The sequence below is a fragment of the Lysinibacillus sp. RC46 genome (assembly GCF_041262385.1).
Taxonomy (GTDB): Bacteria; Bacillota; Bacilli; order Bacillales_A; family Planococcaceae; genus Lysinibacillus.
The window spans coordinates 1-21351 of sequence record NZ_JBGCCF010000035.1 but is presented as its reverse complement, the minus strand read 5'-3'; the positions used below and the strand labels follow the sequence as shown (position 1 = coordinate 21351).

Annotated in this window: 23 protein-coding genes; 20 read left to right on the top strand and 3 right to left on the bottom strand. The window is 40.2% G+C overall.

Annotated elements, in window-relative coordinates; translation table 11 throughout:
• The first annotated feature begins 135 nt into the window (after positions 1–135).
• From ABH966_RS22870 to ABH966_RS22775, 20 genes are all read left to right on the top strand, one after another.
• Positions 136–1002, top strand: a complete 867-nt coding sequence (locus ABH966_RS22870) for a MurR/RpiR family transcriptional regulator (RefSeq protein ID WP_370082532.1) — start codon at positions 136–138, stop codon at positions 1000–1002.
• A gap of 5 nt (positions 1003–1007) precedes the next feature.
• Positions 1008–2123 (top strand): M20 peptidase aminoacylase family protein, encoded by a 1116-nt coding sequence (locus ABH966_RS22865; RefSeq protein ID WP_370082481.1) that lies wholly within the window; start codon positions 1008–1010, stop codon positions 2121–2123.
• A gap of 34 nt (positions 2124–2157) precedes the next feature.
• Positions 2158–2970, top strand: a complete 813-nt coding sequence (locus tag ABH966_RS22860) for a GNAT family N-acetyltransferase (protein ID WP_370082479.1) — start codon at positions 2158–2160, stop codon at positions 2968–2970.
• Position 2971: 1 nt separating this feature from the next.
• On the top strand, positions 2972–4078 hold the full coding sequence (menC, locus tag ABH966_RS22855) for an o-succinylbenzoate synthase (protein WP_370082477.1): 1107 nt from the start codon (positions 2972–2974) through the stop codon (positions 4076–4078).
• Between the two features lie 77 nt (positions 4079–4155).
• Positions 4156–5208, top strand: coding sequence for a YkvI family membrane protein (locus tag ABH966_RS22850; protein ID WP_370082475.1), 1053 nt, complete (start codon positions 4156–4158; stop codon positions 5206–5208).
• Positions 5209–5272: 64 nt separating this feature from the next.
• A complete protein-coding gene (locus tag ABH966_RS22845; protein WP_370082473.1) occupies positions 5273–5467 on the top strand; it encodes a hypothetical protein in 195 nt (64 codons plus the stop codon).
• Positions 5468–5842: 375 nt separating this feature from the next.
• Positions 5843–6499 (top strand): TetR/AcrR family transcriptional regulator, encoded by a 657-nt coding sequence (locus ABH966_RS22840; RefSeq protein WP_370082530.1) that lies wholly within the window; start codon positions 5843–5845, stop codon positions 6497–6499.
• Positions 6500–6586: 87 nt separating this feature from the next.
• The gene (locus ABH966_RS22835; RefSeq protein ID WP_370082471.1) at positions 6587–7729 is read left to right on the top strand and encodes an acyl-CoA dehydrogenase; all 1143 of its coding nucleotides are present in this window, start codon (positions 6587–6589) and stop codon (positions 7727–7729) included.
• A 30-nt stretch (positions 7730–7759) separates the two neighbouring features.
• Complete coding sequence (locus ABH966_RS22830) at positions 7760–9394, top strand: AMP-binding protein (RefSeq protein ID WP_370082470.1); 1635 nt, start codon at positions 7760–7762, stop codon at positions 9392–9394.
• Between the two features lie 16 nt (positions 9395–9410).
• Positions 9411–10769: an acetyl-CoA carboxylase biotin carboxylase subunit gene (locus ABH966_RS22825; RefSeq protein ID WP_370082468.1), complete on the top strand. Its 1359-nt coding sequence runs from the start codon at positions 9411–9413 to the stop codon at positions 10767–10769.
• 72 nt (positions 10770–10841) lie between these two features.
• Complete coding sequence (locus ABH966_RS22820; RefSeq protein WP_031418413.1) at positions 10842–11054, top strand: acetyl-CoA carboxylase biotin carboxyl carrier protein subunit; 213 nt, start codon at positions 10842–10844, stop codon at positions 11052–11054.
• Between the two features lie 12 nt (positions 11055–11066).
• Positions 11067–11984 carry a hydroxymethylglutaryl-CoA lyase gene (locus ABH966_RS22815; RefSeq protein WP_370082466.1) on the top strand — a complete coding sequence of 306 codons (918 nt, stop codon included), beginning with the start codon at positions 11067–11069 and terminating at the stop codon, positions 11982–11984.
• On the top strand, positions 11981–12763 hold the full coding sequence (locus tag ABH966_RS22810; protein WP_370082464.1) for an enoyl-CoA hydratase: 783 nt from the start codon (positions 11981–11983) through the stop codon (positions 12761–12763). The genes ABH966_RS22815 and ABH966_RS22810 overlap by 4 nt, the downstream gene beginning before the upstream one ends.
• A 353-nt stretch (positions 12764–13116) precedes the next feature.
• Positions 13117–14655: an acyl-CoA carboxylase subunit beta gene (locus ABH966_RS22805; RefSeq protein ID WP_370082462.1), complete on the top strand. Its 1539-nt coding sequence runs from the start codon at positions 13117–13119 to the stop codon at positions 14653–14655.
• A 249-nt stretch (positions 14656–14904) separates the two neighbouring features.
• Entirely contained in the window at positions 14905–15468 is a 564-nt protein-coding gene (locus ABH966_RS22800) for a VanZ family protein (RefSeq protein WP_370082460.1), read from the top strand.
• A gap of 310 nt (positions 15469–15778) precedes the next feature.
• The gene (locus ABH966_RS22795) at positions 15779–16495 is read left to right on the top strand and encodes a hypothetical protein (RefSeq protein WP_370082458.1); all 717 of its coding nucleotides are present in this window, start codon (positions 15779–15781) and stop codon (positions 16493–16495) included.
• A gap of 24 nt (positions 16496–16519) precedes the next feature.
• Entirely contained in the window at positions 16520–17014 is a 495-nt protein-coding gene (ybaK, locus tag ABH966_RS22790; RefSeq protein WP_370082455.1) for a Cys-tRNA(Pro) deacylase, read from the top strand.
• Positions 17015–17121: 107 nt separating this feature from the next.
• Positions 17122–17757: a YczE/YyaS/YitT family protein gene (locus ABH966_RS22785; RefSeq protein ID WP_370082453.1), complete on the top strand. Its 636-nt coding sequence runs from the start codon at positions 17122–17124 to the stop codon at positions 17755–17757.
• 99 nt (positions 17758–17856) lie between these two features.
• Positions 17857–18933, top strand: a complete 1077-nt coding sequence (locus ABH966_RS22780; RefSeq protein WP_370082451.1) for a nucleotide kinase — start codon at positions 17857–17859, stop codon at positions 18931–18933.
• 58 nt (positions 18934–18991) lie between these two features.
• Positions 18992–20191 (top strand): glycine C-acetyltransferase, encoded by a 1200-nt coding sequence (locus ABH966_RS22775; RefSeq protein ID WP_370082449.1) that lies wholly within the window; start codon positions 18992–18994, stop codon positions 20189–20191.
• A 42-nt stretch (positions 20192–20233) separates the two neighbouring features.
• Here the strand turns inward: ABH966_RS22775 and ABH966_RS22770 are convergent, their stop codons facing one another.
• From ABH966_RS22770 to ABH966_RS22760, 3 genes are all read right to left on the bottom strand, one after another.
• Complete coding sequence (locus tag ABH966_RS22770; protein WP_370082448.1) at positions 20234–20719, bottom strand: hypothetical protein; 486 nt, start codon at positions 20717–20719, stop codon at positions 20234–20236.
• A gap of 78 nt (positions 20720–20797) precedes the next feature.
• Positions 20798–21049 (bottom strand): hypothetical protein, encoded by a 252-nt coding sequence (locus ABH966_RS22765; protein ID WP_370082446.1) that lies wholly within the window; start codon positions 21047–21049, stop codon positions 20798–20800.
• The coding region (locus ABH966_RS22760; RefSeq protein ID WP_370082444.1) for a hypothetical protein at positions 21046–21351 on the bottom strand (306 nt) is incomplete at its 5' end. The genes ABH966_RS22765 and ABH966_RS22760, both read right to left, overlap by 4 nt.

Below are 21351 nucleotides of genomic sequence, written 5' to 3'. Positions count from 1 at the left end.
AAAAATTTCTATTTTCACATATAAACAGAAATTTCAGAAAATATATTGAATTATGAAAATATTTATGCTACTGTATGTAACATGAAAATGAAGTTTAAACTTCAAAAACTAAAATAAAAAGGATGTACTTCTTTGATGGATAATCAAACAATTCAACAAGTCATTCAACATAAATATCAGGAGCTTTCGAAGAGTCAGCAAAAGGTAGCGATCTTTATCCTCAAAAATTTGCAGACTGTTGGTGTTCATTCAGCTGCTTATGTGGGGGAAAAGGCGGGGGTAAGTGAAACGACGGTTATCCGTTTTTGCTACGCTATAGGATTATCGGGTTATGCTGAGTTGCAGCGGGAGATTACGATGCATCTATTCAATGAAGGCCATACTAGTAGCTTGCACAATTATTTGCAATCAAAGCAGGTACTTTTTGAAACACCACGTTTTTATGAAAAAACGATGGAAAAGGATGCATCGAGTATTTTAAATGTTGCTAAGAACATTAACGAGGAAGATTTTAATCGTGCTTCTAACCTGCTACATACGAAGAAAAAAATCTATATTGCTGGGAATGGTTCTTCCCATTTAGCGGCACAATGGTTGTATTTTACGTTAAATATGCTACGTCCTAACGTAATGCTTTTAGATTTTGAAACTAGTGAAATCATTAGAGCTTTACAAGAAATCGATGAGGATAGTGTGGTCATTATTTTATCGTTCCATCGCTATTTTAAAGAGCCGATTCAATTTGCAGCTGAAATTCAAGAAAAAAATTGCGAGATTATTGGTATTACAGATTCTAAAATTGCACCTATTACGCAATATGCAACGATTACCTTTGTGAATGAACAACAGGAAATGTCTACGATTGACGCAATGCCAGCACTGATTTCATTTTTAAATACACTGATTGCAGGTATGACTGCACAAGATCACGACTATTATGAAAATCAACGCGTAAAATATGATGATTTCCAAAATAGCTTTTTAGCAAATCGATGGAGTTGAAGACAATGAATCAAGTTTTACAAAACTTACAGCCTAGATTGGCTGATATTTTTACACATCTACATGAGCATCCGGAAATTAGCTGGCAGGAAAAGAAGACAACGCAATATATCGCCAATTTATTGAAGGAGGCACAGATGGAGCCTCAGTTGTTTGAGGATATGACGGGACTGTATGTCGATATTGGGGAAGGGATACCGAAAGTCGGATTTCGTACGGATATTGATGCTTTATGGCAGGAAGTAGATGGTGAATTTAAGGCTAATCATTCCTGTGGTCATGACGGCCACATGACGATGGCTATTGGGACGGCACTAGTGTTAAAGGATATGGAGCAATCACTCCCTGGCGCAGTACGTATTCTTTTTCAGCCTGCTGAAGAAAAAGCACAGGGCGCTCGCGCATTCGTTGAGAAGGGGCTTATCGATCATTTAGAATACTTATTTGGTGTCCATGTTCGTCCGTTAAAAGAATTGCGGGACGGAACATATGCCCCGGCATTGTACCATGGTGCTGCAAAGCTTTTCACTGGGACCATTATTGGAGAAGAGGCACATGGCGCACGACCTGAACTCGGCATTAATGCTATTGAGGTAGGGGCAGCGATTGTCGAAGGCTTACAAAAAATTTGGACGGACCCCAATGTCTCTGCGTCAGTCAAAATGACACAATTTAATGCAGGAGGAACCTCGACGAATATTATTCCGGGGAAAGCAACATTTAGCATCGATGCACGAGCACAAACAAATGAAGTAATGCAAGCTATCACAGATGGTATTGAACGTGTAAAAGCATCGGTAGAAGCGATGTATGGTGCGAAAATTTCTTTAAATGTAGATGCGCATATTGTTGCAGCGTTAGTGAATGATGAGGCATTACAACATATGAATTCAGCGATTGTTGACGTAGTTGGGGAAAGGGCATGTGCTTCACCAGTCGTCACTCCTGGAGGAGAGGATTTTCATTTTTATACGTATGAACGTCCGAACCTGAAAGCAACAATGCTTGGCTTAGGTTGTGGTGTAACACCGGGATTACATCATCCGAAAATGACTTTTAATCGAGAGCGACTTATTACCGGAGTGAACATTATCACGAGAGCTATTTTAAGAGCTTTATAGAATATGAGATAAAGAATAGAAAGAAGTGATAGCGATGATTGACATAAGGGAAATAAAGACAATCGAACAGCTGGAGCAAGTTCAGCAATTGGAATATGACGTTTGGGGGATGCCTTCTATTCCCATTCATCAAACTTTAACGGCTGTGAAAAATGGCGGTATCGTTGTTGGTGCCTTTGATGGTGATCAATTAGTTGGCTTTAGCTACGGTTTTTCGGGGTTTCGAGAGGGCAAAAGTTATTTATGCTCCCATATGTTGGGGATAGACGAAAATTACCGCTCCCAAGGAATAGGTGAAAAACTAAAATATGCCCAGCAAGCTATTGCTATTGAACGAGGCTATGATTTAATGGTGTGGACCTTTGATCCGCTGGAAACACGAAATGGTTTTCTCAATCTGTCTAAATTATATGGTATTTGTTATACGTATATAGAAAATTGCTATGGAGAAATGCAGGATGGCTTAAATAAGGGACTGCCTTCAGATCGTTTTGAGGTGTGCTGGTATATCACCTCTGATTACGTAAGTAAAAGTGTTTCAATAGATGCAACTGATGCCGTACCAGTGGCAAGTTGTGTACTAAATGAACAAGGATTCCCATACTTAGATATAACTGAAGATTTAAAATATAACGAAAATTTATATACATTGCCTGTGCCGAAGGACTTTCAAGCATTGAAGCTGCAAGACCCGACATTAGCATTGGAATGGCGTTTCAAAACGCGACATATTTTACAGCGATTATTTGCACAAGGTTATGCTGCAGTTCAATTGCAGCAGCAAGAAAATTACAACGAGTATGTCCTCGTAAAATTAGAAACTTTAAGTCTGGAAGGAGCAAATTAATATGAAAATTAAAGAAATTACAATTCGACATTTAAAGATGAAATTAAAAGAACCATTTACAACTAGCTTTGGTACATTTAATGATAAAGATTTTTTAGTTTTAGAGGCCAAGGATGAGGCAGGGACAATCGGTTGGGGAGAATCTGTAGCGTTCCATTCACCGTGGTACAACGAGGAAACATTGCAAACGAATTGGCATATGCTAGAAGATTTTTTAATTCCTCTTATTTTAAATAAAGAGCTTCAGCATCCAGATGAGGTCAATGAGCTATTTAAACCGATTCGTAAAAATAATATGGCGAAATCAACGATAGAAGGTGCTATTTGGGATATTTATGCCCAACAGACGAATCAATCTCTCGCGGCGGCACTTGGTGGCAAGAAGGACAATATTGAGGTAGGGATCAGTATCGGTATTCAACAATCAATCGAGGATTTAGTAGCGGTAGTAGATGGCTTTGTGAATGAAGGCTATAAACGAATGAAAATCAAAATTAAGCCAGGTTGGGATGTGGCAGTAATGCGTACATTACGTGAAACGTTCCCTGATGTGGCGTTTATGGCGGATGCGAACTCAGCTTATCGTCTCACAGATGCTGAAACACTTAAACAGCTAGATGCATTTAATTTAACAATGATCGAGCAGCCATTGGCGTCGGATGACATCATTGACCACGCTGCATTACAAAAGTTAATCGAGACGCCAATCTGCTTAGACGAAAGTATCCATTCATTAGAAGATGCACGTAAAGCTGTTGAGTTAGGCAGTACTAAAATTATTAATATAAAAATTGGACGTGTTGGTGGCTTAACAGAAGCGAAGAAAATACATGATTATTGTGAAGCAAATAACATCCCGGTCTGGTGTGGCGGCATGCTGGAGTCTGGTATTGGTCGTGCACATAATGTGGCATTAACTACATTATCGAATTTTATTTTACCTGGAGATACTGCAGGCTCAAGCCGTTATTGGGAAAAAGATATCATTGATCCAGAAGTTATAGTGAAGGACGGTTATATTGAAGTTCCGCAAAAAGCGGGGATCGGCTATGAAGTGAATAGGGAGACAATCGATTTATTCACAGCAGCGCAGAAAACATATAAATAACGTGGCTTGAGTAGTACAAGAATGATATTTCGTTAGGAAGCCTATGAAAATAATTGATTAGAAAAAGCAGGTGTTCTATGAAAAAAAGTTGGCAGATAGGTGGCGCATTTGTAGGATTAATCGTTGGTGCTGGCTTTGCATCAGGACAAGAAATTATGCAATACTTTACGAGCTTCGGTCTTTACGGCATAGCTGGGGGAATTGTCGCAACAATCGCATTTGCCTTTTTAGGGATGAGTCTAGCGCAATTAGGAGCAGATTCGCAAACGACCTCTCATAAAGAGGTTATCTATCAAATTGGGGGACGTTATGTAGGGGTACTATTAGATATTGTCATTACATTCTTCTTATTTGGTGTTGCGGTTGTTATGTTTGCTGGATCGGGGTCAACATTCGAGCAAATGTTTAATATAAATCCGATGATTGGCAGTATTTTTATGGTAATCATTACGATTTTAACATTGCTATTAAATGTAAAAAATATTATTAATATAATAGCTTTAGTGACACCATATTTAATGGGGATCGTTTTTATTATTTTAATTTACTCCATTTTCACAATGGACTTAACCATCGCAGAACAGAATGTGTTAGCGCAAGAGCAAACATCTGCGGCTTCAAATTGGATATTGGGGGCACTTCTCTATGTATCTTATAACATAGCTGCTGGTACTGCGATGTTAATTGTTATGGGGGGAACAGTAAAAGAGCGCAAGATTGCTGGTTTAGGCGGTCTTCTTGGGGGTTTAATGCTCGGTGTCTTAATCATACTAATTAATATCGCTATGTTCGTTAAAATGGACGTAGTTGGTGGGGCAGCAATGCCGACATTAGAGCTAGCAAAACAAATTCATCCTGTAGTGGGTATCTTAATGTCCATTGCTTTATTAGGCATGATGTACAATACAGCTGTAGGGATGCTTTATGCGTTTGCAGTACGTTTTATAGCACCTGATCATAAATATTTTAAAATAGGTATCGTGGTGATTGGTTTAATAGGCTTTGTCGCGAGTTTAGTAGGGTTCACGACATTAGTTGGGAAGGTTTATTCAACAATGGGGTATTTAGGCTTTGCATTAATTATTGCAATCATCATCTCGTGGTTACGTAAAATACCAAAAGCTTCATAATCATGTTTTTGGGATTCTCTAGTGTTTTTATACAGCGCTAGAGAATTTTTTTTGGATTTTAGTAATGAAAACAAGTTGGAAATCATACAGTAATTGTATGTTTGCGTATCTTCATTCAGCAAGTGTTTTATGTAACGTAAGTGAAACGGCAGTTACAAATCTCTCTTGTACCGAAAGCGAAGCGACAGCTACAAATGTTTTCTGTGCGAAAGCGAAGCGTCAGCTACAATTAGACCGAGGCGAAATTGATATGTGGTGATTTGAAAAATTCTGCTTTATGTAAAATAAATTCTCGTAATTTTAAATAAAATCTACTATGGTGCTAGACACCAATTTTTGTGAATGCTATATTAATGGTGTCATAGTTTTTTTATAATTAAGAAAAATTAGGTTTCGTCACCGATAGATGGGATGGCATTTTGCTAAAACATATACCATGTGCGTAAGTTGATTGGAGTGGAGGCTGGGCGGCTCATCGGACGCCTCCAGGAAGCTCTGTGCGAAAGCAAAGCGTCAGCTACAAAGCGCCCAGCAGGAACGGAAATCAACCACACATTATGGTGATGACCCAAAACTTTTTCTAATTATAAAGAGTGATGGAGTAAAGAGTTATAAAGAAGGATGATAGATGCCTATGGTAAAGAAAACGTTAAAACAACGCATTGTTGACGCTTCTGTAGTGCTATTTCAGCAAGATGGCTATCACAATGTAACTGTTGATCGCATTGTTGAATACATCGGTGCATCAAAGGGTGGATTTTATCATAATTTTAAATCGAAAGATGAATTGTTGTATGAAATTCACGATGTATTTATTTCGTATGTTATTAAACAGTCGCAGGAGGCATATGACAAATACGATACACCGATTACACGTTTATGTGCGATGCTACAAACACTGACCCAAGTATTTGATGTGTATCAAGCACATATTACTGTTTTTTATGAGGAAAGCCGTTCATTGCCAGAGGAATATAGTGAAATTATTCATAAAAAACGAGATCAATATCGGGATATTTTACAAAAAGTCATAGAGGAAGGCCAGCAAACAAAGGATTTTCGTACAGAACTACCTTGTACTATTGTAACGATGGCTATTGTTGGGATGATTAACTGGACATACAAATGGTTTAAGCAATCAGGTCCATTAACAATGGAGGAAATTACAGAAGTCTTTACGGATATGGTATTGCGTGCGATTGTCACTGAACAAGCAATGGAAGAAGCAGTTCAATTTATGGTTAAGGAGAAGCCAGCAGCGAAGGAAGAGACTGGTTTTATTAATATTTAAAACAAACCGACTAGTCGGTATTTATTTATTGCAACTGACATCTGAACGAAATCCGCTATGGCACATTAAACATTAGGGGGACTGGGGATGAACTTTGAACTAACGAAAGAGCAAGCAATGATTCGAGACATGGTACGTGATTTTGCTGAAAATGAAATTAAACCGTATGCTCGTGAGGTTGACGAGACATCGACGATGAGAATAGAGAGCTTTGAAAAGATGGCAGAGCTAGGCTTATTAGGTATTCCGTTTCCTGAAGAGTATGGCGGTTCAGGCGGAGATACTGTTTCTTACGCACTTGCTGTTGAAGAAATCGGTCGTGCGTGTGGCGGCACAGGATTAAGCTATGCAGCAGCAGTTAGCCTAGGTGCTTCGCCTATTTATAATTTCGGTACAGAGGAGCAAAAGCAGGAATGGCTTGTTCCGTTAGCGAAGGGAGAAACATTAGGTTCGTTTGGTCTAACAGAGCCCAATGCAGGTTCAGATGCTGGTGGGACACGTACAACAGCCGTAATTGATGGTGATGATTACATCATTAATGGTGAAAAATGCTGGATCACAAATGCTGGCCATGCACGTCAAATTATTGTGACTGCAGTGACAGGTAAACGTGAAGATGGTAAAAAAATTATCTCAGCTATCATTGTGCCAACTAATACTCCTGGCGTAACGATCAACTGCAATTACGACAAAATGGGCGTACGTGGTTCCAATACATGTGAGATTATTTTGCAAAATGTTCGTGTACCAAGGGCTAATCTTTTAGGGGATGAAAAACGCGGATTTAGCCAATTTTTAAATACTTTAGACGGAGGGCGTATTTCCATTGCTGCATTATCTGTAGGAATTGCACAGGCAGCTTATGAGAAATCATTAAAATACGCAAAAGAACGTGAACAATTTGGTGCACCCATTTCAAAACTACAGGCAATACAATTTAAATTGGCCGATATGGCAATGGAGATAGAGCTTGCACGTACGTTAGTACATAAGGCGGCATGGCTTAAAGATCAAAAGAAACCGTTCGGTAAGGAAGCGGCAATGGCAAAATTATTTGCTTCTGAAATGGGCTTCCGGACTTGTAATCAAGCCATTCAAATTCATGGCGGTTCAGGTTATATGAAAGAATACGACGTAGAGCGTCATCTGCGTGACATTAAGTTAATGGAAATCGGTGAGGGAACGTCTGAAATTCAACGTCTCGTTATTTCTCGTTTAATTGGCTGTTAATTTCTTAAATAGCATAAAAGGAGGATTTTCATGGCAGAACTTGTGTATCAAACTATTGGTCAATTGCTAGACGAACAATCGGAAAAATATCCACAGCGGGAAGCATTAGTGTATGCAGACAGGAATTTACGAATGACCTACGAGGAGCTCAATCGGCAAAGTCGTTTAGTAGCTAGAGGGTTAATGGCTCTTGGAATAGAGAAGGGCGAGCATATTGCAGTATGGACGACCAATGTCCCGGAATGGGTACAGCTGCAATTTGGTACAGGTAAAATGGGTGCTCCAATCGTCACTGTCAACACGAATTATCGCTCAAGCGAGTTGGAATATTTATTGAAGCAATCCGATGCAAAAACGATTATTTTAATTGAAAATTATCGAGACCATTCTTTTATGAATACACTGCAAGAGTTATGTCCAGAGCTTGAACATTGTGAACCGGGTAATTTGCAATCAAAGCGACTGCCTTTATTGAAAAATGTTATTTTAATTGGCGAGACAAAATACCCCGGAGTGCTAAACTGGTCTGATGTGTTATCGGCTGCAAAGCAAATAACGGAGGAGCAATTAGATCAAAGGCAGCAAGAGCTTCATTATGATGATGTTATTAATGTTCAATATACTTCGGGAACAACAGGTTTTCCAAAAGGTGTTATGTTAACGCATTATAACTTAGTTAATAATGCGATTAATATTGCAGAATGTATGGGTTTAACATACGAAGATCGCTTATGCATCCCTGTTCCATTCTTCCATTGCTTTGGCTGTGTAATTGGCACATTAGCGATTACGACTAGTGGCGGGACGATGGTACCAGTGCAGGAATTTTCACCTACTGAAGTGCTACAAACAGTTGAAAAAGAGAAATGTACAGCGTTACATGGTGTACCAACGATGTTCATTAGCGAACTTAATTTACCGAATTTTTCGTCTTTCGATCTATCAACGTTACGCACTGGAGTAATGGCAGGCTCTAATTGTCCTATTGAGGTGATGAAAGCCGTGATCGACAAAATGGGAATGAAGGATGTTACGATCTGTTACGGACAAACAGAATCCTCACCTGTTATTACACAAACGAGAGCAGATGACCCGCTATTGTTAAAGGTAGAAACTGTTGGCCGTGCATTGCCGAATCTGGAAGTTAAAATCGTCGTTCCTGGTACAGACGAAGAAGCTGCGCAAAATGAGCAAGGGGAGCTATGTACGAGAGGCTACCACGTCATGAAAGGCTACTATAAAAACCAAGAAGAAACGCTTCTTGCAATTGATGGGGCTGGTTGGCTGCATACCGGGGATTTGGCAACGATGGATGAGGCGGGCTATGTACGTGTAACAGGGCGTTTAAAAGATATGATTATTCGCGGCGGTGAAAATATATCTCCTCGAGAAATTGAAGAATTCCTTTACACACACCCGAAAATTGCAGATGTACAGGTTGCAGGTGTTCCTGATCCTGTTTATGGAGAGGAAGCGGCAGCTTGGATCATTTTGCGTGAAGAAGAGCAGGCAACAGAGGAAGAAATTCGAGATTATTGTCGGGATAAAATCTCTAGACATAAAATACCACGACATATTTTCTTTATCGACGACTATCCGATGACTGCATCAGGAAAAGTTCAAAAGTATAGATTACGAGAGAGTTTTGTTCCAGCAGTGAAGTAAGAAGGGGGCCGGTGTTATGTTCAAAAAGGTTTTAATTGCAAATCGTGGGGAGATAGCAAGGCGTGTTATTAGAACATGCAAACGACTAAATGTCCTAACAGTTGCGGTGTATTCCGAGGCAGACGCTGAAAGCTTACATGTTAAGGAAGCGGATGAGGCGTTCTGTATCGGAAAACCACCTGTTGCACAAAGTTATTTAAATATTGATCGTATTCTTGAAGTAGCGAAGGAAAGCGGTGCTGAAGCTGTTCATCCAGGCTATGGCTTATTATCAGAAAACGCTGAGTTTGCTAAACGTTGTACAGAGGCGGGCTTAGTTTTTATTGGGCCAAGCGCGGACGTGATTGCTTCGATGGGGAGTAAATTAGAAGCCCGAAAAACAATGAAGGCAGCAGGTGTACCAATTGTTGAAGGCGTAGAGACACCGGTGAAAGATGTAACAGAAGCTATTGAAATTGCTGCCCGTCTAGGCTATCCGATTATGTTAAAAGCTTCTGCTGGCGGCGGGGGTATCGGAATGCAGCTCGTAGAAAATGCAGAAGAATTGGCAAAAGCCTTTGAAGGAAATCAAAAGCGTGCACAGTCATTCTTTGGTGATGGCACGATGTATATGGAACGATTTATTGCTAATCCTCATCACGTCGAGGTACAAATTATTGCGGATCATGATGGCAATGTCGTACCACTATTTGAACGGGAGTGCTCGATTCAACGTAGAAATCAAAAAGTAGTTGAGGAAGCACCATCTCCTTTCATTTCTGAAGCAACAAGAAAAAGTATGTTAGATGCTTCAGTCAAGGCAGTTCAGCATATTGGATATGTGAATGCTGGAACGATTGAGTATTTAGTAGATGCGGAGCAAAACTTTTATTTTTTAGAGATGAATACACGCTTACAAGTGGAACATCCGGTGACTGAGGAAATTACGAAACTGGATCTTGTAGAGGAGCAATTAAAGATTGCGGCAAAACAACCATTAGCATTTACGCGCGATAGTATTCAAAGAAAAGGGCATGCGATTGAAGTACGCATCTACGCCGAAAATCCTTCGACCTTTTTCCCTTCTCCAGGCACAATCACGGCTTTTGAATTACCAACAGGTGAAGGTATTCGCCATGAATGTGGCGTAGAGGCTGGCACTTCGGTAACACCTTTTTACGATCCGATGATTAGCAAATTAGTAGTGTGGGGAGAAACACGAGCAATTGCGTGTGAACGACTTATCGAGGCGCTTAAAGCGTATAAAGTAGAAGGAATTCAAACAAATATTCCAATGCTACTGAAAACAGTCACACATGAACAATTTTTAAAGGGCTATACAACAACTAAATTTGTAGAAGAATATTATCTACCGCAATTAGCAGAGACAAAATAAATTAAAGCATTCGCACTTAAATATTAGTGCGAATGCGCTAGACGTACATTCATACATTTGGAGGGATTTACAATGGCAACAGTTAAAGCGAGCATGGCAGGAACAGTATGGAAAATCGTTGTAGCAGAGGGCGAGAAAGTGACAGCAGGACAAGATGTGGCAATTTTAGAGTCGATGAAAATGGAGATTCCTATTGCAGCAGAAGAAGATGGCGTGGTCACAAAAATCATTGCGAACGAAGGGGATTTCATTAACGTTGATGATGATATTTTAGAAATCGAATAAGGAGGTTTCTTTATGCAGCTACCAAAGCATGTCACGTTAAAGGAAGTGGGTCCTCGTGACGGTTTGCAAAATGAGAAAACGCATCTTGCAACTGCCGATAAAGTACAGTTAGTGAATTTACTTAGTCAAACTGGATTGAATTATATCGAGGTAACTTCTTTTGTGCATCCGAAGTGGATTCCACAGCTGGCTGATGCAGTGGAGGTGCTTCAAGCCATTAAACGCCAAAAAGATATCACGTATGCGGCACTAGTACCGAACATGCGTGGATTAGAACGTGCATTGCAGGCTGAAGTAGATGAAGTGAGCGTGTTTATGTCGGCAAGTGAAAGCCATAATCAAAGTAATATTAATAAATCGATTAATGAAACATTTCCGATATTACAGGAAGTTGTGGTAGGGGCAAAGGCAGCGCATAAAAATGTACGAGGCTATATCTCAACGGTAATTGGGTGCCCGTATGAAGGCTACATACAACCAGAAAAGGTTTTACGAGTAACAGAAAAATTATTAGAAATGGGTGTCGATGAAATTTCGCTGGGTGACACGATTGGTGTTGGTGTACCGACACAGGTGGAAAGTCTTTTAGAAGAATTGCTAAAAAGATACCCTGCGGAAAATTTCGCGATGCATTTTCATGATACACGTGGCACAGCACTAGCGAATATTGTTCAATCTTTAAAAATGGGAATTACGAAGTTTGATAGTGCGCTTGGTGGACTTGGTGGCTGTCCGTATGCCAAAGGAGCATCAGGTAATGTAGCTACGGAAGATTTACTGTATTTATTAGATGAAATGGGTATTAAAACGGGTGTAGAGCTGAATAAAGTGCTAGAGGCTGCGCTATTTATTGAACAGAAACTAGGGAAAGCAGTTGCCTCTAAACAAATGGCGATTGCCCGTAATGAAAGGAGTGCAAGTCAATTATGACGCAACTCGTTCGTTTTGAATTATTAGATGGTTGCATTGGGCTTATTACACTTTCAAGACCTGAAGCTGCGAATGCAATGTCAGTACAACTTCTCCAAGAACTTAGCACGACTCTCGACAACATAAACGGTGACCCGGCCGTGCGAGTTGTCTTACTAACAGGAGCAGGGGAAAAAGCTTTTTGCGCAGGAGCAGATTTAAAAGAGCGTAAAGGGATGCCAGACCGACAAGTAAAGCAGATTGTGCAATTAATCGGGGCGACGGTAGCAAAGGTAGAAGCACTCGCTCAACCAGTTATCGCCGTACTAAATGGTGTTGCTTTTGGTGGCGGACTCGAACTAGCGTTAGCCTGTGATTTACGTCTTGCAGCTGCACATGCAAAGATTGGCCTTACGGAAACATCTCTCGGCATCATCCCAGGGGCAGGAGGCACGCAACGACTTCCACGACTAATTGGCATTGGAAAAGCGAAGGAATTAATTTATACAGCACGTCGATTAAATGCAGAGGAAGCGAGAAGCTACGGTATTGTGGAGTATGTTCATGAGGGGCATGAAGTACTTGAAAAGGCGCAGCAGCTTGCACTCGAAATGGCAAAGAATGCTCCACTTTCTTTAGTTCAGGCGAAAATCGCCATGAATCAAGGGGTTGAAGTAGATTTAGCTACGGGTTTAAAAATCGAATCACTTGCATATAATGCTCTGATTCCTACTGAAGATCGATTAGAGGGCTTACTCGCTTTCCAAGAAAAGCGAACACCGCAATACTTAGGGAAGTAAAGACTCTGATGAAGGATTTTGAATGGTTTTAAAGTAGGATTTTAAAAACAATAAAATCTATGCTCATCATCAAAAAGTTGTGGATATATTTTTTAAAAGTATGCCACATGTATAAGTTGATTGGAGTGGAGGCTGGCGACTCCTTGGGGATCAACGTCACAGATGAGACCCTGGAGCGAGCCCCGCGAGTGAAGCGGCTCATCGGACGCCCCCAGGAAAGCGTCCAGCCGTAACGGAAATCAACCCCACGCTAGGGTGATGAACCGATTATTGTAATGTAAGGAAGAAGTTATACGAAGTGCTATCGCAATTATGTTAAGGCGTAACCGAATGGGCAAAAGGAGGAATTAAATATGAGCAATGTACCGACAGAAAATACGACTAAAACAATGAAGGAACAAATTTTAGCAGGTGGTCTACCAAAATATCACGATAAAAATGCGCAGCAAGGAAAACTATTTGTACGTGAACGACTCGAATTATTATTAGATGATGGGCTGCAATCAGAGGATGGCTTGTACGCAAACTGCTTAGCTGGTGACTTACCGGCAGATGGCGTTGTAACAGGAATCGGTAAAATCCATGGCCGTACTGTTTGTGTATTAGCAAACGATTCGACGATTAAAGCTGGCTCTTGGGGTAAACGTACAGTAGAAAAAATGATTCGTATTCAAGAAACAGCCGAAAAGCTAAATTGCCCATTACTGTATCTAGTCGATTCGGCAGGTGCACGTATTACTGACCAATTAGAAATGTTTCCTGGTCGAAGAGGAGCAGGACGCATTTTCTATAATCAGGTAAAGCTTTCAGGTAAAATCCCTCAAATATGTTTACTGTTTGGACCTTCTGCAGCAGGAGGTGCCTATATCCCTGCATTCTGCGATATTGTGGTCATGGTAGAGGGCAATGCATCGATGTATTTAGGATCCCCGCGTATGGCGGAAATGGTTATTGGTGAGAAGGTAGATTTGGAAACGATGGGTGGAGCGAAAATGCACTGTTCTGTTTCCGGTTGCGGAGATGTACTTGCTAAAAGCGAGCAGGAAGCAATTGCCTATGCTCGTAAATATTTGAGCTACTTCCCGAATAATTATGCAGAGCGCGGTAAGGTAGAGGCTCCAAAGCCACCAGCTTCATTTGATAAATCGATTGAAGAGCTAATACCAAAAAATCAAAACGTTCCTTTTGATATGTATAAACTAATTGAACGTATTATTGATGAAGATTCGTTTTGTGAAGTGAAAAAATTATTCGCTCCAGAATTAATTACTGGATTAGGGCGCATTAATGGGCAATCCGTTGGAATTATCGCCAATCAACCGCGCGTAAAGGGTGGCGTTTTGTTCCATGATTCAGCTGATAAAGCAGCAAAGTTCATTTCTCTTTGTGATGCTTTCAATATTCCGCTTCTTTTCCTTGCAGATGTACCAGGCTTTATGATTGGTACGCAAGTTGAAAAAGCTGGGATTATACGCCATGGTGCGAAAATGATTTTTGCCATGAGTGAGGCGACTGTCCCTAAATTAACGGTCATTGTTCGTAAGGCATATGGTGCAGGGCTGTATGCAATGGCAGGTCCGGCTTTTGAGCCAGACTGCTGTATTGCGCTTTCCAACGCACAAATTGCTGTAATGGGCCCGGAGGCAGCGGTCAACGCAGTATATGCAAATAAAATTGCTGAACTTCCAAAAGAGGAGCAAGCGAGCTTTATTGCAGAGAAACGCAAGGAATATCAAGAGGAAATCGATGTTTATCGTCTAGCTTCAGAGCTAATCATTGACGATGTTATTGAGCCAAATGATTTAAGAAAAGCACTTGAATCACGTTTAGAGCTGTATATGTCGAAGTACTTATTATTCTCAGAACGTAAGCACGGAGTAAATCCAGTATAAAGTCTGAAAGAATGCTGTCTCAGTTAAATTGAGGCAGCTTTTTTTGTTCATCTGAGGGGGTATTTTGTTAAAATTTGTTTATTTGTCTTTCTAATTGAACCTGGACAAACGTATAGTATAGGGGGAAAAAGTACTCCTAATATGCTAGTATGCTTTAAAACGCTTTACCCATCTTATTATTACCACTTGCTTGGGGAAGTGGAGCATATTAAAATGATGAGAGGATATAGGGAAGTAGGTGGTATAGGCATGACAAAAAATAATATACAGGGTAGTGCCAAGCTACCATTACCTTATCGTTCATTGATAGATACATATTATTTACCAATCAAGGTAACAGGTTGGATATTTTTTTGTATTTATTCCGTTATAGCTTTTTATAAACTGGTCATTGATCGTCTTGTGAATGTAATCATTATTTTATTAAATGGCGAATATTCCCTAAATGAATTAGGGCTGTTTGATTATAGTGACTGGCGTTTAACCACAAATTTTATTCCCTTTGATACAATTCTTCGCTATATAAATTACTCTCAGTATTTTAATTTGGATATCATTATTATTAATTTACTAGGCAATTTATTAATATTTACCCCAATGGGCTTTTTACTTCCGTTATTATCAAAAAAGTTTCGTAAAGCTCGGACAGTTATTTGGGCAGGCTTTTTCTCTAGTCTAGCGGTAGAAACTATCCAGTTTATTTTTACAGTTGGGTCGGCAGATATTGATGATTTAATTTTAAATACACTCGGAGCATGGCTTGGTTACTTAGCCTATAAAAGTATACTTATTAAACCTAAAAAAGATAGATAGAAACAAACAGTCCTTGCTGAGGGGCTGTTTTTTTAGTGGTGAATTAACACCATTTATAAAGTGGTAACAGTAATAATTTTTATTGAAATTATATATTACAGTAATAAATGAACGAAAAAACGAATTTGATGATAGGTCTTTGTGCTTGTTTTATCGAAAATGGATTATTCCTTTAGGAGCTTAGTATTAATTTGTTCTTGAATTTGGTAAAGAAAATTCCGATAATTAGTGTACAGAAACTATTAGAGAAGAGATTATCATATCTATTATTTAACTTGCATATTAAATAAGAAAGCCGAGGTGAATTTATATGAAACTATCAAGTTTAATAGAACAAGAAAGAATTACATCACAGTATAATCGTAAAAAGATTTTACAGCGAAAACAAGCGGGTGATGCATATCGAAAAAACTCACTGTATTTTCAGCCAAAGAAAAATCCGTTATTGCTTGAGCTAGAAAATTTACTTTTAGGGCATACAGATCAAGAACTCTATGAGCAACAAAAAGAGGAAGCAAACGAAGTCACGCCTCAACAGCAAGCAATCATTCAAGATTTGCAACAAACGAAAAAGAATGTGCTCGCTCATGAGCAAACGCAAAAGCCTGAAGCTCTTGAAAATTCACAGTTAGAGCATGTAGATGAGGAGACGTTACAAATTTTAGATCAGGTGAGGAATACAGCGCTAGCACCCGCGCAGCCATCACCACAAGATTTTCGTGTAGCGGCAAGTGCAAATGCTCAAATACAACAAATGCAAGCACAATTAAATGGCCAAGAGCTAGATGAAAGTGATCTAGATGAGCCTACTTTTGTACGTGAAGTAATTGAAGTTAAAGTACCAGAACGTTTTTCGAAGGAATTGAAATTGGATCCATTTGCAGATACAATTTTCGGTAAGAGTTATGCAGAGGCATATAAGGCGCGAACATTTAAATACGCTTCTGAAAAATATGCTACTCATATACAAATGGCGAAAGATGGCTATCCACCAGGAAGTGACTCTATGTTCTCCATGATAGCCTAATGCTGCAGATGGGAGTTTTTTAACATGGCTAAGGCAAAGCATGCAAAAACGAATGCTATAAGATTGTTGGAGCAACAAAAAATACAGTTCGAAGTAATTGAATATGAGACTGGTGACGGCCAAGTTGACGGAATTTCGGTTGCTGAAAAAATTGGTCACCCAGTTTCTCGCGTTTTCAAAACATTAGTAGCAAAGGCAAGTGCACAAAAGCTTTTTGTATTTGTTATCCCTGTAGCAGATGAGCTTGATTTAAAAGCTGCTGCAAAGGTTGTAGGCGAGAAGAAAATCGACATGCTCCCTGTCAAGGAGTTGCTCAGCTATACAGGCTATGTACGAGGCGGATGCTCTCCAATCGGGATGAAAAAGCTTTATCCAACTGTCATCGACGCGTCGGCTCAAGAGCAAGGAAGTATTATTGTAAGTGCCGGGAAAATCGGCATGCAAATCCATGTACAACTAGATGATTTAGTCGCTGCAACAAAGGCAAAGCTCGCACCAATTATCACTACCCAAGAATGATATGCTGGGTAGTTTTTTTATTTAAGTTGTCAGGAAGTAAGAGTAGGATTTTTGTAGAAAATAGGGTGCTGTTAGAGCAATATCATACATAGAGAGAAGGATATGAAATGAGGAAAATTACGGGGTGGCGTTGGACGTTTTTTATTGGTGGCTTAATAGTGATGTCGCTTGGAATTACAATGTCCATTAAAGGGAAAATCGTAGGAACGAGCCCTTGGGATGTGTTGCATGTGGGTTTATTTCAGAATTTGGGTTTATCAATTGGTACATGGTCTATTTTAACAGGGCTTTTAATTGTTATTTCAACTTCAATTGTTTTAAGAGAATGGCCAAAAATCGGGACATGGCTCAATATGCTACTTATCGGATCTTTTATAGATGTTTTTAATTGGCTATTGCCGTCAACAAATATTTATGGCATACAGATAACTTATTTTGTGGTAGGTTTATTTGTTTTAAGTTTTGGCTGTGGTATGTATATTGCTCCGAATATGGGGGCAGGTCCTCGGGATACATTAATGATGATTCTTGTTGAAAAATTTGGAGGAACGATTAAAACAGCACGAATGGGTATCGAGGTGCTTGTAACAATTCTTGGCTGGTTACTCGGAGGTCCTGTTGGCGTTGGCACTGTGATGATTGCTTTAACATCAGGCTATATTGTGCAATATTCGTTACCTTATTGTCGAAAGGTATTGATGAAGTGTATTGGTAATATAGAGGGCATGAAGCCATTCTATTAAATAAGAAGCTACTTTTATTTGTAAAAAATAAAAGTAGCTCTTCATTTTTTTTAAGGTTCCTTCATATAATGCAAGGCATAAGATAAAGGGGGATCGAAATTGAACGGAAATGTGACCTACTATTATGGACACGCACTGACTGGGCAAGGAATTAAACATTTATATAAAGAAATGATGGATGAGGCTGAATTAGTTTATATTTTGCAGGGTGCACCGACGTTTAAAGGATCAGAGCTTCTTAAAGAGCTTGGGTATTTTTATGTGAAGCAAGGCTTTGCAGTGGAGTGGTTCAAGCATGCTTTGCTGGAGGATATTGTTGAGGCAGTGTATGTTCAAGGATGTAATCGACTATTTGTATGGTCATCGGGGTGGGGGATTGAACCGGTTTTCCTTGGAACAAAGCATCGGGTGATGTCATTTTATGATTGCTTAGAAGAAATTCAGCTTGAAAGGGTCGGCGAACAGCTCGCTGATGCAATGACGGAACGAGAGTCATGGTGTGAGAAGTGTATTTCGAAGCTTAATAATGCTATAAAGATCCATGATGATTGGGAAGTAGTCACTCAGAGTTGTATGAACTGGCAGGCGTTGAATGATCAGGTTGAAAATTTAAAGACAGATGTTTTCCAATCAATCGTCTTAAACAAAACAGGAATGCGCACCCATCGCTTACTCGGAACATTAACACCGAGAGGCGCCGAAAATACAGTAGATAGCATAACAAAAAATGTATCTAAAAGATTGATGATCAAAGGGAAGCCAGGTACAGGTAAATCTTCTTTAATGAAAGGTTTAGCAGACGAAGCAAATGCAAGAGGACTCGATGCACAAATTATTTGGTGTGGCTTGGATTCAAACTCGGTTGACATGGTTATTATCCCGGAATTGAATTTCTGTATTTTTGATAGTACAGAGCCTCATATCTTTGACCCACAGGACGGAAGACTAGGGGATGAAATTTTCGATATAGGGAAACATTGCGCAATTTCACAGGAAGCAGAAGTTCGAATTGAAGATATTCGGGCAAAGTATAAAGAGGCGATGCAGGATGCAATGGGTTATTCGAAGCGTTACGCAGAAGCGGAGTATACTGTCCGTCGATTATTAGATAATTGTATATCATCATCCCTTTGGCGAGAAAAAACTGCCCCACTATTCGAAAGATTAACAAAGTAATTTTTCTAATAGTATGCTTGTGCTACACTAGGAACTAGAATAGTGTTCCTAGGAAAGGATGATACGCTTGTCAAAAGTATTGAATGCATTTTTAGATGAAAACCTAAAAGCCTTACACGATCAAGGCTTATATAATGAAATTGATCCAGTAGAGGGAGCAAACGGACCAATTATTCAGGTACGTAGCAAAAATCTAATTAATCTATCATCAAACAACTATCTTGGCTTAGCAACGAATGCAGAGTTAAAGCGTATTGCTAAAGAAACAATTGAGACATACGGTGTAGGAGCTGGAGCAGTTCGTACAATTAATGGCACACTTGATTTACATGTAAAATTAGAGGAAAAGCTTGCTGAATTTAAAGGTACAGAAGCAGCGATCTCTTACCAATCAGGTTTTAACTGTAATATGGCAGCTATTTCAGCTGTTATGGATAAAAATGATGCGATTCTTTCAGACCAATTAAACCATGCATCGATTATTGATGGCTGTCGTTTATCACGTGCGAAAATCATTGCCTTTAATCACTCAGATATGGACGATTTACGTGCGAAGGCAAAGGAAGCAAAAGAATCAGGCTTATACAATAAAGTCATGGTCATTACTGATGGTGTATTCTCAATGGACGGTGATATTGCAAAATTACCAGAAATCGTTGAGATTGCGAAAGAGTTTGATTTAATAACATACGTCGATGATGCACACGGATCAGGCGTAACAGGTAAAGGAAAGGGTACTGTGAAGCATTTCGGTTTAGAAAAAGAAATTGACTTCCAAATTGGTACACTTTCTAAAGCAATTGGTGTTGTTGGTGGATATGTAGCAGGTAAGAAAAATTTAATTGACTGGCTAAAAGTACGTTCTCGTCCATTTTTATTCTCAACAGCATTACCACCAGGTGATGTAGCAGCAATTACAGCAGCAGTACAAATGCTGATTGACTCAACAGAGCTTCACGATAAGTTGTGGAAAAATGGCGATTATTTAAAAGCGGGTCTTGCTAAGCTAGGCTTTAATATCGGTGCATCTGAAACACCAATTACACCATGTATTATTGGTGATGAAAAGCTTACGCAGGAATTTTCACGTCGCCTATTTGAAGAGGGCGTCTACGCTAAATCAATCGTTTTCCCAACGGTTCCAAAAGGCACAGGACGTGTTCGTAACATGCCTACAGCGGCACATACAAAAGAAATGCTGGACGACGCTCTAGCAATCTATGAAAAAGTCGGTCGTGAGCTAGGCGTTATTCAATAAGAAATGGGGCTGCCTCAATTGTGAGGTAGCCCTTTTTTAGATTCAGACGGATAGAAAGGTCGAAGTGATGGATAGAAGATGGAGCGACGGATAGAAGATTGGGGCGACGGAAAGAAGAGCCAAGGTGATCAAAGCGACGGAAAGCGCCCTCCAAAGTGACAGGTAGAAGACAGAGCGACGGAAAGAACCATCGAAGTGACGGATAGAAGGGCCAAAGTGACGGAAAGCACCGGCGAAGTGATCGAAAGAATGGTCAAAGCGACGGATAGAATCGTCAAAGTCGTGGATAAAGCAGCCGAAATCGTGGATAGAAACGTCAAAATCGTGGATAGCCCCTACAGAGTGATGGAAAGAAGAGTCGAAGAGACGGAAAGAAGAGCCAAAGCGACGGAAAGAAGAGCCAAAGCGACGGAAAGAAACGTCAAAGCGACGGAAAGCACCCTCGAAGTGACGGATATAAGACAGAGTGACGGATAGAAAGGCCGAAGTGACGGAAAGAAGAGCCAAAGCGACGGAAAGAAACGTCAAAGCGACGGAAAGCACCCCCGAAGAGACGGATACAAGACAGAGCGACGGATAGAAAGGCCGAAGTGACGGAAAGAAACGTCAAAGCGACGGAAAGCACCCTCGAAGTGACGGATACAAGACAGAGCGACGGATAGAAAGGCCGAAGTGACGGAAAGAAGAGCCAAAGCGACGGAAAGAAGAGCCAAAGCGACGGAAAGAAACGTCAAAGCGACGGAAAGAAACGTCAAAGCGACGGAAAGCACCCTCGAAGAGACGGATACAAGACAGAGTGACGGATAGAAAGGCCGAAGTGACGGAAAGAAGAGCCAAAGTGACGGAAAGAAACGTCAAAGCGACGGAAAGCTACCCTGAAGAGACGGATAGAAGACAGAGCGACGGAAAGAACCGTCAAAGTCGTGGATAGAACAGCCAAAATCATGGATAGCCCTGCCAAAGTCGTGGATAGAACAGCCAAAATCATGGATAGCCCCGACAGAGTGACGGAAAGAAGGGCCAAAGCGACGGAAAGAATCGTCAAAGTCGTGGATAGAACAGCCGAAATCGTGGATAGCCCCGCCAAAGTCGTGGATAGAACAGCCAAAATCATGGATAGCCCCGACAGAGTGATGGAAAGAAGAGCCAAAGTGACGGAA

Bases quoted from the DNA above. Each gene is read 5' to 3' on its own strand.
- ABH966_RS22870 (WP_370082532.1), top strand. From the start codon at position 136: ATGGATAATCAAACAATTCAACAAGTCATTCAACATAAATATCAGGAG.
- ABH966_RS22865 (WP_370082481.1), top strand. From the start codon at position 1,008: ATGAATCAAGTTTTACAAAACTTACAGCCTAGATTGGCTGATATTTTT.
- ABH966_RS22860 (WP_370082479.1), top strand. From the start codon at position 2,158: ATGATTGACATAAGGGAAATAAAGACAATCGAACAGCTGGAGCAAGTT.
- menC (WP_370082477.1), top strand. From the start codon at position 2,972: ATGAAAATTAAAGAAATTACAATTCGACATTTAAAGATGAAATTAAAA.
- ABH966_RS22850 (WP_370082475.1), top strand. From the start codon at position 4,156: ATGAAAAAAAGTTGGCAGATAGGTGGCGCATTTGTAGGATTAATCGTT.
- ABH966_RS22845 (WP_370082473.1), top strand. From the start codon at position 5,273: ATGAAAACAAGTTGGAAATCATACAGTAATTGTATGTTTGCGTATCTT.
- ABH966_RS22840 (WP_370082530.1), top strand. From the start codon at position 5,843: ATGGTAAAGAAAACGTTAAAACAACGCATTGTTGACGCTTCTGTAGTG.
- ABH966_RS22835 (WP_370082471.1), top strand. From the start codon at position 6,587: ATGAACTTTGAACTAACGAAAGAGCAAGCAATGATTCGAGACATGGTA.
- ABH966_RS22830 (WP_370082470.1), top strand. From the start codon at position 7,760: ATGGCAGAACTTGTGTATCAAACTATTGGTCAATTGCTAGACGAACAA.
- ABH966_RS22825 (WP_370082468.1), top strand. From the start codon at position 9,411: ATGTTCAAAAAGGTTTTAATTGCAAATCGTGGGGAGATAGCAAGGCGT.
- ABH966_RS22820 (WP_031418413.1), top strand. From the start codon at position 10,842: ATGGCAACAGTTAAAGCGAGCATGGCAGGAACAGTATGGAAAATCGTT.
- ABH966_RS22815 (WP_370082466.1), top strand. From the start codon at position 11,067: ATGCAGCTACCAAAGCATGTCACGTTAAAGGAAGTGGGTCCTCGTGAC.
- ABH966_RS22810 (WP_370082464.1), top strand. From the start codon at position 11,981: ATGACGCAACTCGTTCGTTTTGAATTATTAGATGGTTGCATTGGGCTT.
- ABH966_RS22805 (WP_370082462.1), top strand. From the start codon at position 13,117: ATGAGCAATGTACCGACAGAAAATACGACTAAAACAATGAAGGAACAA.
- ABH966_RS22800 (WP_370082460.1), top strand. From the start codon at position 14,905: ATGACAAAAAATAATATACAGGGTAGTGCCAAGCTACCATTACCTTAT.
- ABH966_RS22795 (WP_370082458.1), top strand. From the start codon at position 15,779: ATGAAACTATCAAGTTTAATAGAACAAGAAAGAATTACATCACAGTAT.
- ybaK (WP_370082455.1), top strand. From the start codon at position 16,520: ATGGCTAAGGCAAAGCATGCAAAAACGAATGCTATAAGATTGTTGGAG.
- ABH966_RS22785 (WP_370082453.1), top strand. From the start codon at position 17,122: ATGAGGAAAATTACGGGGTGGCGTTGGACGTTTTTTATTGGTGGCTTA.
- ABH966_RS22775 (WP_370082449.1), top strand. From the start codon at position 18,992: ATGATACGCTTGTCAAAAGTATTGAATGCATTTTTAGATGAAAACCTA.